The sequence below is a fragment of the Neobacillus sp. OS1-32 genome (genome assembly GCF_030915425.1).
In the GTDB taxonomy this organism is placed as follows: Bacteria; Bacillota; Bacilli; order Bacillales; family Cytobacillaceae; genus Neobacillus; species Neobacillus paridis.
In genome coordinates, this window is the sequence record NZ_CP133263.1 from 3,398,153 (window position 1) to 3,410,463 (window position 12,311).

Sequence of the window (12,311 nt, forward strand, 5' to 3'; positions counted from 1 at the left end):
TGGTTGGGAACTCTTGCTAATTTATTGAAAAATATTAGTATTTTTTTGAAGATGATTCTAACTTGAATAGATATTTGATAGAATATAAAAATGTTTTTAATATAGCAATTTTAGATTGAGGTGGCACGATTGAATCGATTGACCAATAAAGAAATCCTGTTTATTGGCTTTATGTTATTCTCGATATTATTCGGCGCAGGAAATTTAATTTTTCCGGCATATTTAGGACAGGCTGCTGGCGAAAATGTCTGGGCAGCGATTATTGGCTTTATTATTTCAGATGCGGGCCTTGCCGTATTAGCGTTTATCGCGATTGCCAAATCAGGCACATTCGAATCTTTATTAAATAGGGTTCATCCAGTTTTTGCGTTCCTTTTTCCAATCGTCATTTATCTATCAATCGGGCCGGGGCTGGCCATTCCTCGCGCAGGCAGCCTTGCGTATGAAATGGGAGTCAAACCCTTCTTACCTAATGTAATTGGCTCCTCACCGTTAGCACTTTTGGTTTATACAGTGGTCTTTTTTAGTATCGTCTTTTGGTTTGCAAAATCGCCATCGAAATTAATAGATAGAATTGGGAAGGTTTTAACACCGACTTTGTTAGTGTTAATGATTGTTATTTTTATCAAAGCGTTATTTACAGACATGGCTCAATTTAAAGAAGCTGCTTTAGCTTATAAAGAGAATCCAATTTCACAAGGCTTTTTAGATGGATATCAAACAATGGATGCACTGTGTCCGTTAATTTACGGAGTCCTTTTTACGACAATTTTTAGAAATAAGAACATTACCAAGCCGTCCTTGCAGGTAAATTATCTCGTCCGATTTGGACTCATATCCGGGCTACTTTTATCGATCTGTTATCTGATTATTGCCTACTTGGGGGCTTCAGCTTCGATAACGGGAAAAGTGGATAATGGAGCCATTGTATTAAGCGTGGTATTACAGCAATTGTTTGGGACTAGTGGAACAGTTGTATTAGGAGTCATTTTTACCTTAGCCTGTTTAAGCGTTTGTATTGGCTTGATCACATCATGTGCTCAATTTTTCTCCAGCCTTTTCCAAAAATTATCGTATATTCAATGGGCGATCCTTTTATGTGTAATCAGCGGCTTAGTAGCGAATCTTGGTCTATCTCAGATATTGAAAATATCGGTACCGATCTTGGGCTTATTGTATCCAATGGTTATTGCCTTAATTATTTTGGGCCTGGCGCATGATCGATTACCTTTTCATCAACGTCCGGTGTATGTTATGACCATTGGACTAGTCGGCTTATATAGCTTGGTGGAAGTCATCAACTCACAATGGTTGCATGGTTCCCTTTCAGTATTATTATCGAATGTTCCTTTACAAAATATGGGCTTTGGCTGGGTGATTCCCGGATTGCTTGGCTTTACAATAGGTTGCCTTGTGGAAAAATATAAGTCGACTACGGAAACAATGGAGAAGAAAGCAGCCTAAAGTGCCCCTGTAACTTCCGAATAAATGAAGAAAAACAAAAATGGAGCCTTACAGCTAAGAATAGGCTCCATTTTCATGTTTATAGTTTTGGTAAAAAATATGTCCATCACAGGCGGATGTTTGTCCATTTCAAATATTGTTCAAAACTATACAATTGATTTGTAACAATATTTTTGAAGCAATCAATTAATTTCCTTGAAAAAGTATTCGCCTGGTCTTGCCCTTTTGGCAAGGCGGCTCTAACAGCCCGAAAAGCGCTGGTCTTGTAGCATTCGGTCAAGTAGCCGGGCTCTAACAGCCCGAAATGGATGTCCATAAAGGTTGATACTCGAAATATTTTAATTTTATAATTGGAGCAGAGGTATCAACTACAGAAATGAGTGTGGAGTGACAATGGCGATTTTAAAAAATGATTGGGCACCTTTGCTTGAGGGAGAGTTCAAGAAACCATATTACCAACAGTTACGAAAAAATTTGCTGCATGAATACCAAACGCGTGTGGTCTATCCGGACATGTATGATATTTACAATGCGTTGCATTACACTCCGTATAATGACACGAAGGTCGTCATTATTGGCCAGGATCCTTATCATGGACCGGGGCAGGCACATGGATTAAGTTTTTCCGTTAAGCCTGGCGTAGGCATTCCGCCATCCTTGCAAAATATCTATAAGGAGCTGCAGACTGATTTAGGATGCTATATTCCTAATAACGGTTATCTCGTAAAGTGGACGGAGCAAGGGGTACTAATGCTCAATGCGGTATTAACCGTCCGGGCGGGAATCCCCAATTCACATAAAGGCCTTGGCTGGGAGATGTTTACGGACAAAGTGATCGAAACATTGAATCAAAGAGAAACGCCGGTTGTGTTTATTCTTTGGGGTAATTTTGCTCAACAAAAACAGCAATTGATCACATCGTCACGGCATTATATCATCAAGTCGCCTCACCCAAGTCCATTTTCCGCCAATCGGGGCTTCTTTGGCAGCCGACCCTTTTCCCGCACGAATGCAATCTTGCGGAAACTGGGCATGCAAGAAATTGATTGGCAAATACCAAATCTGTAGCTTGCTAATTTTAGAGCCTGGGGCATTATAGCTCGAAAAATCAATGAGCTAGGTTACCTACCCCCCCCTCTGAATAAAGCGTTATTAATTAGAGGTCATATAACCAGGTCCATCGTCTCCCAAAAAATTTAACGACAGCTGGAGCTCCCAAGTTCAAAAAATAGGGGCGCCATTTTGATATTATTCAAAATGGCCCCCGTCTTGATTAACTGGCAGATCTTTTGATTCGAGCTTCCTTTTGATTAGCCATTTTCTGATAAACAAGCGCTAGTAACATTGCCGGGATAGTGCATGTAATCATCCCGATAAAAGCGTATTGTGGTTCGATTGCGTATAAATAACCGCCGAATATCGTGAAAACTGCTGTACTCCAGCTAAGTGCCAGCGCCGAGTACATCCCTTGCGCCATTGAGACCTGTTCGTGCGGGACATTTTTAATGAGGTATTTCATAAAGGCATAATGTGCCATCGCGAATGAGCATGCATGCAATGTTTGGGCAATGCAGAACATCACGACATTGGGAAAGGCAAATACCAGGATCCAACGAACGGTCGATCCAAGTGCCGCCAATGTAAGTAACGAGCCTGCTGAAAATTTCCCGAAAGCCCGGTCGGCAATGGAAAAGAAAATGATTTCAGCGATGACGGCAATGTTTAAAATCACGCCAATTAAATATTGGGGCGCATGAATGTCTTGTAGGAAGATGTATCCATAGCTGTAATAAGAAGCGTGTGCCGCTTGCAGTAAAATCACAATGACGAGCACCAGGCCAAAGTATTTAACGCGAAATAATCGCAGCATGCCGCCTTTTTTTGCTTGTTCAGTTTGTAGTTTTTCTGATAAAACTGCGGGTGCAGGCATAAATCCAAGCAACACAAATACGCTTGTACCGATTAACAGCGCCCATAAAATCACTTCGTCCCCAAACTTCCCTGTAAAGACAGTTAAGATCATGCCGGCTACGACAAAGCCGATCGAACCCCAAGAACGGCTTTTTCCGTAATCTCTCAGCTGCTTGCTCTGTGCAAGGACTCCGGCCGCACTATCCAAAGCGGGCATCAAGGTGGGATAAACAATATGTAAAAGTAAGGTGATCATTAGCAGGCTGGTGAAGGTAGCTGTCGGTATGTAACCAAGAATGGCAATAAGCGTACCGAGGGTCATTGCCTTTAGCAAAGTTCGGCTGCTAAATTTCACTGATAAATAAGGAAAGGCAAATAAGGTCGATAGTCCGCGGACAACCAGCCCCAAGCTCATAATCAAACTGGCTTGGGAAATCGTAATTCCCTTTGTATGAATCATCCACCCGGTCCAATAGGGAAGAAAAACCCCCCATGTTAAATAAAAACTAAAAAACTGTCTGCTCATCCAGCGTTGTGTATTCATCATAGAACCTCCCAATGATTCTATCATATCAGGAAAATACAATTTTATAAAAGCAATAAAAAGGCCTTATGAAGGACAATAGCTGCGACAAAACTTGGTTAGCTGTCTTTCATTCCGGCCATGAAGGACAAATCTCGCAACGAAACCCGGTCAACTGTCCTTCATCCCAGCCATGAAGGACAAATCTCGCAACGAAACCCAGCGAAGTGTCTTTCATCCCGGCCATGAAGGACAAATCTCGCAACGAAACCCAGTCAACTGTCTTTCATCCCGGCCATGAAGGACAAATCCGGTATCGAAACCCAGCCAAGTGTCTTTCATCCCGGCCATGAAGGACAAATCCGGTATCGAAACCCGGTCAACTGTCCTTCATCCCGGTCATGAATGACAAATCCGGTATCGAAACCCAGCCAAGTGTCTTTCATCCCGGTCATGAAGGACAAATCCGGTATCGAAACCCAGCGAACTGTCTTTCATCCCGGCCATGAAGGACAAATCCGGTATCGAAGCCCGGTCAACTGTCCTTCATCTCCGCCATGAAGGGCAAATCACCCCGTTTTTTGCAGCGATGATTGGCTGGCTTGGGGTGTTTCTAACGGGTAGTGATGCCTCCTCCAACGCCTTGATCGGCAGTATGCAGACAATTATCGCACATCAACTTGGGCTTGATCCGGTTATGATTGCTGCCTCGAACTCAACTGGCGGGGTGAGGGGGAAAATGATTGATGCCCAAAGTATTGTTGTCGCAACCTTTTACGAGGATTGGACGGAAGGAGCTAATGCTGTCGGTTTTTCTTCCATAGTCTTGCATTGTCGGCGTTAGTGGGGATTCTGGTCATGCTGCAAGCCTAGGTGTTCCCATGGATGATCTCCCCATATTAGATTGCTTGGAGCGCCTTATTGAATGAGGGGATCTTTATCTTTTTAAATTTGAAAAAATAGGCCGCATATGAGTAACATAAAAATGATAGCATCTCTGACGATGCCCAATAAAGCAACGTACGGAAGTGAAGACATGAAATATCGCAAAATAGTTCATGGACGGCTGGACAAGCGTATAAACCGGTTTATCGCCGAGGTATTTATAAGCGGAGTAAGAGAAACGGTTCATATCAAAAATACCGGCCGCTTAAAAGAACTACTGCAACATAATGTTGAGGTCCTCTTGGAGGAGAGTGACAATCCCAATAGGAAAACAAGATTCTCGCTGATTGCAGCAGCGAAAAACGGAGGCTGGGTAAACGTTGATTCTCAAGCTCCTAATCAGACCGCCTTTGAGGCTCTAGAAGTGGGAAAAATACAGGAAATAGGTTGCGTTAACTCGCTTAAAAGAGAAGTGACCTTTGGCGCTTCCCGATTTGATCTTTATTTTGAAAAGCAAAATGAAAAAGGATTTATTGAAGTAAAAGGTGTAACGCTAGAGAAAAATGGAGTTGCGTTGTTTCCGGATGCCCCAACCTCAAGAGGGGCAAAACACGTATTAGAATTGGCAAAGGCAGTTCATGAGGGATATACAGGGGCGATTCTGTTTGTCGTACAAATGAAAGGCTGCCATGCGTTTTCCCCAAACCGGGAAATGGATCCCGCTTTCACGGCTGCCTTATTCCAGGCAGCAAGCGAGGGTGTGCAGATTTTGGCCTATGACGCGATTGTGAAAGAGGATGAACTGGTTTTGGACCAGCCGCTTCCGGTTTACTTATCGCGCCTATGACCTTGGTATCTGATAGTGAATTTACTGTCGGATGAGGCTTTTTTTACTGTCAAATAACCATGTATAACTGACGGATAGCACCTTTTTACTGCTAGATAGCCATGTTTAATTGACGTATCGCACTTTTTTTACTAATTAACTGGAACCTTACATTACAAAAAACAGCGGGATTATAGTTTTGGACCCCGTTGTTTTTTGTGTAATCTTAGTCTATATTAACAAGTTCTCAAAGTTGAAAAACGTATAATTATTTGTTAATATTTAGATGTTAAATAATTAGATATCTCAATAAGGGGAAGGGAGAAATACGAATGAGACTGAAGGGGAAAGTAGCGATTATTACTGGCGGAGCTTCCGGTATTGGGGAATGCATGGTTGATTTATTTAGCAGTGAGGGTGCGATTGTGATTGCTGCAGATATTAATGAGGCAGCTCTGGAAAAGGCTAATCAAAAGAAAAATGTTTATGGGATGAAATTAAATGTCGCTTCCGATGAAGAATGGCAGGTATTAGCGAAGGAAGTAAACGACCGTTTTGGAAAAATTGATATCTTGGTTAACAATGCCGGGATTGCGTCGGAAAAACCATTCCAGGAGATCAATTTGGATGATTGGCAGAAAATGCTGGCGATTAATGGTTTTGGTCCCTTTGCTGGCATGAAACATGTGGCACCGTATATGGCGGCGCAAAAGCAAGGCTCAATCATCAATATTTCTTCTTATACCGCACAAATCGGTCAGGGATATAATCATTATTCAGCATCGAAAGGAGCGGTACGGGCGATTTCAAAAGCTGCTGCAACTACTTTTGGCTGGCAGGGAGTGCGTGTGAATGCACTGTTCCCGGGAATCATTGAAACCCCAATGACAAAAGCTTTAAGTACATCAAAGGAACTTCTCGGTCAGTTAATCCAAGCAACACCGCTGCAGCGATTAGGCAAGCCGGAGGATATTGCTAATGCGGCCCTATTCTTGGCATCTGATGAATCATCCTACATCAACGGTGCCGAAATTGTAATTGACGGCGGATTCTCAGCGCAATAATGGGTGCTTAATATAGGCCCTTAACTAGATTAGGGGCCTATATTATAGAAAGTAGGGAAATAGTTAGATGAAGGAACAAACAATTTTTGAGCTTATTCATTTTATGGATAAGGTGACCAATAATCTAATCATTCAATGGAATAAACAGTTCAATGAAGACCTCGGAATCTCCCATGTTCTTGTTCTCACCCATCTGCTGGAAAATGGAAAAAGCCGGCCTTCTGATATTGCCAAGTCTTTAGGATTAACCCCACCTACCTTAACCCACCTGTCGGAAAAACTTGTGAAGAGAAATTTAGCCGTACGAGTCCTGGACGAGTCCGATCGGCGCATAATCTATTTGGACATTTCCGATAAAGGCATAGCCATGGTACATAAAGCCAATAAGGAAGGCGTTGCCCTTAGGGAAAATCTTTTTCAAAAGTTGACGAAGCAAGAGCTAGAGCAATTGTTAAAAATTTATGAGAAACTGAACGGGGCATTATGAGTTTCTCGGTTTTGGTTTAAAACATCTGTTAAAATCCTTAACGAAAAAGCTGATCAAATTGATAAGATCAGCTTATTTCCTTTTTGGCTCCTGTTTTTAATAAGAAAACAGTTCTTCTGCAGAAATACTTAATCCGTCAAACAGATTGGACAATATATTGTCTTCTCTCCCATAGGTATTCCAACGCTGATAGATTCCTTCAGGATATAAAATTGCAGTTTTATTTTAAAATCGCAGATAACTTCATATAAATCGCAGATAACTTCGCAAAATCTGCAGATATATTTAAAAAATTGCAGATATACCAAAAAGGAGAGCAGACCGTACCTGCTCTCCAATTACCCCTATTATTTTTCCCCTTTGTTCTAGGATCCAGCTTTAGCGCCTAGCTAGTTTTCATCCCCGATTAGTCTTCCTTGAGTATCTTGCGCAAAGCGATAGCCTTAAGCAGCTCGAGGTCAAATAACCTTTTACCCAAAAAGTCAAAAAGCGAACCTTTAGGGTAAAATAACATTTGTTTGTCGGAGCTGGCCACTAAGGAAAGCTACTGAGAGAATAAGTTTCACAGGAACAAGCTGTGCTTGTTCCGAAGGTGCTTGCGCTTTTCTTAAATTAATAGATTAATTACGAATGAGATAGTCAAAGGCACCTAAAGCGGCCGTTGCGCCTGATCCCATTGAAATAATAATTTGATTATAGGCACTGTCGGTACAATCCCCTGCAGCAAATACGCCAGGGAGGCTTGTAGCACCGCGCTTATCAACAATAATTTCACCAATGCGGTTACGTTCAACCGTTCCTTCGAGCCACTCGGTATTTGGTACGAGGCCGATTTGAACGAATACACCCTGCAATTCAATATGATGTTCTTCGCCAGTAGCTCGGTCAACATAGGTAATCCCGTTCACTTTATCAGTTCCGGTAATTTCCTTAGTTTGTGCGTTCTTGACGACCGTTACGTTTGGCAGGCTGAACAGACGATCCTGCAGGACAGAATCTGCCTTCAGCTCTGGAGCAAATTCAATCACTGTGACGTGCTTGGCGATACCGGCGAGATCAATCGCCGCTTCAATTCCGGAGTTACCGCCGCCAATAACTGCAACATCTTTGCCTTCAAATAACGGACCGTCGCAGTGTGGGCAGTAGGCAACGCCTTTGTTTTTAAACTCGGCTTCGCCGGGCACGTTCACATTACGCCAGCGGGCACCTGTTGATAGGATGACGGTTTTGCTTTTTAAGACAGCACCGCTTTCCAATTCAACTTCAATCAGGTCTTTCTTTTCTATGCGTTTGGCACGCTGCGAATTGATAATATCAACATTGTATTCTTTCACGTGCTCCTCAAGGCTTGCAGCCAGTTTCGGACCCTCTGTATATTTTGTTCCAATAAAATTCTCAATTCCGAGTGTATCCAAAATTTGGCCGCCAAAGCGTTCCGCGACAACACCTGTACGGATGCCTTTACGTGCTGCATAAATCGCGGCACTGGCACCAGCTGGACCACCGCCGACCACCAAGACATCAAAAGGTTCCTTGTTAGAAAGCTCGGAGGCATCAACTGTGCTACCCAACTTAGCGAGAATTTCCTCCAGTGACATCCGGCCGCTGCCAAACTCTTCTCCATTAAGGAAAACAGTTGGTACCGCCATGATGCCTCTCGCTTCTGCCTCTTCTTTAAAGGCTGCACCGTCGATCATTGTGTGCGTTACACCAGGATTGAGGACGCTCATGATGTTGAGCGCCTGAACCACATCAGGACAGTTATGGCAAGTTAGGCTGACGAATGTTTCAAACTGATATTCGCCTTGCAAGCTTTTTACCTGATCGATTAGCTTCTGATCAACCTTTGGAGCTCTGCCGCTTACCTGCAGCAAAGCCAGCACTAAGGAAGTGAACTCATGTCCAAGCGGAATACCGGAAAAAATGACCCCGGTATCCTCGCCAATACGGTTTACGCTAAAACTTGGTGTTCTCTCTAATGTTGCATGCTCTATTTTAATTTTTGGCGACATCGTTGCCAGCTCATCAACAAGAGTTAACATGTCTTTTGATAATTCGTCAGAGCCAGCACTGACCTTCAGCACGATATCGTTTTCCATTAATTGAAGATACTGTTCAAGCTGTGCTTTAATTTCTGCATCTAATATCATGGAATGCACTCCTTAAATTTTACCTACAAGATCAAGGCTTGGCTTAAGGGTTTTCGCTCCTTCTTTCCATTTTGCCGGGCAAACTTCACCTGGGTTGTTGCGTACATATTGTGCTGCTTTAATTTTGTCAATCAATTGGCTGGCATCACGGCCAATACCGTCTGCATTAATTTCAACAGCTTGGATGACACCGTCTGGGTCGATGATAAATGTACCGCGGTCAGCAACGCCTTCCCCGTCTCTTAATACCTCAAAGTGGTTGGAAAGGACATGTGCAGGGTCACCAATCATCGCATAAGTAATTTTGCCGATAGCATCTGATGTATCATGCCATGCTTTATGTGTGAAATGAGTATCTGTTGAAACAGAGAATACTTCCACGCCAAGTTCTTGAAGTTTTGGATATTGCTCTTGAAGGTCTTCCAGTTCAGTTGGGCAAACGAAAGTAAAGTCTGCCGGGTAGAAGCAAACGACACTCCAATGACCTTTGAAATCAGCTTCTGTTACTTCGATGAACTCACCGTTTTTGTAGGCTTGTGCTGTGAATGGTTGTACTTCTTTTCCAATAAGGGACATAATGAAATTCCTCCTAGATTTGATATTTTTAAATCATAGATAGCTTGTCCAATAATGATTGGATTAAGTTATCTATAATTATTTTTAATTTATATTAATTATTATAAACTTACGATTTAATTTGTCAACCGAAAAGTAATAATAATTTTAATTAGATACTAATTGTTACATAGTTTATCCACTTTGTAAAAGAATACACCTTTATGGACAAAGTTTTTCTGTACAAGTGCATAACTGAGAATAGAACAGGTTAAAAGAGATAATCAACCTAATTATGTTAAAAATCACACTAATTTTAATAATCGGCGGACTACACAAATCTTTCCCCGCTTATAGTTGTAATCGATATAATAGGAATGAAGAGCCTGCTACCCTGCTTGAAGTTAAGAAATGAGAATGGTCATAACAGGAAACTGTTTAGGATAAAGAGGAGGAGAAGAATTGATCGAGGAAAGTAAAAAATATCCGAAAAGGAAAACCTGGGTATTTCGTATTGTACTGAGTTTACTGATCATGTCAGTGATTTACGCCATTTTTATGTTTTTCATCACCCCATCAGGCCCTGCCCAACATAAGTTTGAAAGAGTGAAGAGTGATTATGTATTGATGATTTTACAATGTATTTTCGGCTGTATCGTGATCTTTCTTCCTTCAAGGGTGGAGCGGCGGTTTCATATTGATATACCAGACATAATGGAAATTATCTACTTTATTTTTTTATTTTGTGCGATTTATCTTGGGGAAGTCCGTAATTTTTATTTTAGAATTCCCTATTGGGACTTGATTCTCCATTGCTTCAGTGCTGTTATGTTAGGGGCATTGGGATTTGTCCTGGTAAATTTCTTTAATGAAACGGATAAGCTTAACATTGAGTTAAGTCCTTTTTTTGTTGCCTTATTTTCCTTTTGCTTTGCTCTCGCCAGCGGGGCGGTCTGGGAGATTTACGAATTTGTCGCTGACAGCCTGTTAGGGACAAATATGCAAAAATTTATTACCGCCGATGGAACGATTCTTTTTGGTCATGAGGCGCTTGCTGACACAATGGAAGATATTATTGTTGATGCTTTGGGGGCATTGGTGACCACAACAATAGGATATTTTCATTTGCGAAAATTGCAGCGAAACCGGAATCAGCCATATAAATTAGCAAGATAATCCTGGCGGTTGGTGTCGGCACGGTGGTGAAAATGAAACAGGCCGGATTGTGTTTTACTGATAAATTTAGTAGGGGGTTATCGGAATTTGGAATGTTGCTAATTTTGTCATAAAATTTTAATAGAGTAATATGTAATAAGTATTACTAAGTGGTATAATAAAAATACAATCGCTTACATATTTAAACTGTAATCGCAGAATATTGGAGGTCTGCAATATGGATTTTTTTGAAATTACAGCGAAACATATTCATTCATTAAATTTAAGTGAGAAGGATTTGTATAAATATATCATTCGGAATATGGAAGAGGTACGGGGGAGCACCATTCGTGAGTTGGCTGCCAAATGCTATGTATCTCCGGCAACGATCATACGTTTCCTCAGAAAAATCGGCTTTTCCGGATACAGCGAATTTATTGCCATCCTTAAATATACCGATACGGACATGAAGGAAAGTCATAACCCTTTTGTGGTGCCACAGGAAGATTATCGAATAGAATACTTAAAAAATATCTATGAATCTGTCCGTGTACTGGATAATGACAAAGTCGATAAAATTATTCAGCTTTTGAAGGAGAAGCCTAGATTGATCGTGATGGCTCGGGGGTTAAACAAAAGTGTAGCCCATTATTTTGAGTATGTTTTTTCCGGCTTTGGGTTTGAAGTTATTTTCCCTGAGGATCACTACTTCCGGCAAATGCTTCTAAACGGCATCCGTAACACAGACCTCGTGTTTTTCTTGACATACGGCGGAGAAGATAAGGAATTGATCAGGGAAATTGAACTATTAAATATAAAATCAAAAGCCACCGTTGTCTCGATTACATCGGCAAATAATAACCCTGTCCAAAATATGAGCCATATTAATTTATATGTGTTTGCTGATTGTATCCAGGTTGGCGGCATTGACATGACTTCCCGTATTTCAATGATTGCGATTATTGAATTACTTGCCTATAAATATATGGAGGAAATTGCCGAGAATAAGGAAACCAGCAAGCATATCTCCAATATCAGTTTAAATGAGGAATTGGGTGAAGCCCTGTTAATATAGAAAAAAAGTATTTTTAAAAAGGTCTCAAATTATGACTTCATAGTTTGAGGCCTTTTTTTATTGCCTTAAGATTGTCGAGATGACTAGCTGCATCCTGGATCGATGAAACATGTTTCATGGTTTGAAACATGTTTTTGACATGGGGGTAAAACCCGCTGATTTACGGGAATTTGTTTCGTCAATTGAAACTTTTTTAAAGGATTGAGCCCTTGATTC

General features: G+C 41.4%; 11 protein-coding genes. 8 read left to right on the plus strand and 3 right to left on the minus strand.

The features are described from left to right. The first annotated feature begins 120 nt into the window (after positions 1-120). Positions 121-1,464: a branched-chain amino acid transport system II carrier protein gene (gene brnQ / locus RCG24_RS16955; RefSeq protein WP_308077534.1), complete on the plus strand. Its 1,344-nt coding sequence runs from the start codon at positions 121-123 to the stop codon at positions 1,462-1,464. Between the two features lie 393 nt (positions 1,465-1,857). After that, entirely contained in the window at positions 1,858-2,532 is a 675-nt protein-coding gene (locus RCG24_RS16960) for a uracil-DNA glycosylase (protein WP_202654569.1), read from the plus strand. A 205-nt stretch (positions 2,533-2,737) separates the two neighbouring features. Here the strand turns inward: RCG24_RS16960 and RCG24_RS16965 are convergent, their stop codons facing one another. Then, positions 2,738-3,919 (minus strand): MFS transporter, encoded by a 1,182-nt coding sequence (locus RCG24_RS16965; protein ID WP_308079202.1) that lies wholly within the window; start codon positions 3,917-3,919, stop codon positions 2,738-2,740. A gap of 484 nt (positions 3,920-4,403) precedes the next feature. On the opposite strand from RCG24_RS16965, the gene RCG24_RS16970 reads away from it, so the two are divergent. The 4 genes from RCG24_RS16970 to RCG24_RS16985 all read left to right on the plus strand — a co-directional run bounded on the left by RCG24_RS16970 (position 4,404) and on the right by RCG24_RS16985 (position 7,160). After that, entirely contained in the window at positions 4,404-4,742 is a 339-nt protein-coding gene (locus RCG24_RS16970) for an L-lactate permease (protein WP_308077535.1), read from the plus strand. Between the two features lie 141 nt (positions 4,743-4,883). After that, a complete protein-coding gene (sfsA, locus tag RCG24_RS16975) occupies positions 4,884-5,630 on the plus strand; it encodes a DNA/RNA nuclease SfsA (protein ID WP_308077536.1) in 747 nt (248 codons plus the stop codon). A 311-nt stretch (positions 5,631-5,941) separates the two neighbouring features. Next, the gene (locus RCG24_RS16980; RefSeq protein WP_202654567.1) at positions 5,942-6,673 is read left to right on the plus strand and encodes an SDR family NAD(P)-dependent oxidoreductase; all 732 of its coding nucleotides are present in this window, start codon (positions 5,942-5,944) and stop codon (positions 6,671-6,673) included. Positions 6,674-6,740: 67 nt separating this feature from the next. Further along, positions 6,741-7,160 carry a MarR family winged helix-turn-helix transcriptional regulator gene (locus tag RCG24_RS16985; RefSeq protein ID WP_308077537.1) on the plus strand — a complete coding sequence of 140 codons (420 nt, stop codon included), beginning with the start codon at positions 6,741-6,743 and terminating at the stop codon, positions 7,158-7,160. Positions 7,161-7,780: 620 nt separating this feature from the next. Here the strand turns inward: RCG24_RS16985 and ahpF are convergent. Together ahpF and ahpC are read right to left on the minus strand one after the other, a co-directional pair. After that, positions 7,781-9,310, minus strand: a complete 1,530-nt coding sequence (gene ahpF / locus RCG24_RS16990) for an alkyl hydroperoxide reductase subunit F (protein ID WP_202654565.1) — start codon at positions 9,308-9,310, stop codon at positions 7,781-7,783. Between the two features lie 12 nt (positions 9,311-9,322). Then, the gene (gene ahpC / locus RCG24_RS16995; protein WP_202654564.1) at positions 9,323-9,886 is read right to left on the minus strand and encodes an alkyl hydroperoxide reductase subunit C; all 564 of its coding nucleotides are present in this window, start codon (positions 9,884-9,886) and stop codon (positions 9,323-9,325) included. Positions 9,887-10,327: 441 nt separating this feature from the next. Between ahpC and RCG24_RS17000 the strand changes: the two genes are divergently transcribed. Then, entirely contained in the window at positions 10,328-11,041 is a 714-nt protein-coding gene (locus RCG24_RS17000) for a DUF2238 domain-containing protein (RefSeq protein WP_202654563.1), read from the plus strand. A 217-nt stretch (positions 11,042-11,258) separates the two neighbouring features. After that, complete coding sequence (locus tag RCG24_RS17005; protein ID WP_202654562.1) at positions 11,259-12,095, plus strand: MurR/RpiR family transcriptional regulator; 837 nt, start codon at positions 11,259-11,261, stop codon at positions 12,093-12,095. Positions 12,096-12,311 lie beyond the last annotated feature (216 nt).

Excerpts from the sequence above, each read along its gene's own strand:
- RCG24_RS16965 (WP_308079202.1), bottom strand. The coding sequence starts at position 3,919 with ATGAATACACAACGCTGGATGAGCAGACAGTTTTTTAGTTTTTATTTA.
- RCG24_RS16985 (WP_308077537.1), top strand. The coding sequence starts at position 6,741 with ATGAAGGAACAAACAATTTTTGAGCTTATTCATTTTATGGATAAGGTG.
- RCG24_RS16970 (WP_308077535.1), top strand. The coding sequence starts at position 4,404 with ATGAAGGACAAATCCGGTATCGAAGCCCGGTCAACTGTCCTTCATCTC.
- RCG24_RS16960 (WP_202654569.1), top strand. The coding sequence starts at position 1,858 with ATGGCGATTTTAAAAAATGATTGGGCACCTTTGCTTGAGGGAGAGTTC.
- ahpC (WP_202654564.1), bottom strand. The coding sequence starts at position 9,886 with ATGTCCCTTATTGGAAAAGAAGTACAACCATTCACAGCACAAGCCTAC.
- RCG24_RS16980 (WP_202654567.1), top strand. The coding sequence starts at position 5,942 with ATGAGACTGAAGGGGAAAGTAGCGATTATTACTGGCGGAGCTTCCGGT.
- sfsA (WP_308077536.1), top strand. The coding sequence starts at position 4,884 with ATGATAGCATCTCTGACGATGCCCAATAAAGCAACGTACGGAAGTGAA.
- RCG24_RS17005 (WP_202654562.1), top strand. The coding sequence starts at position 11,259 with ATGGATTTTTTTGAAATTACAGCGAAACATATTCATTCATTAAATTTA.
- ahpF (WP_202654565.1), bottom strand. The coding sequence starts at position 9,310 with ATGATATTAGATGCAGAAATTAAAGCACAGCTTGAACAGTATCTTCAA.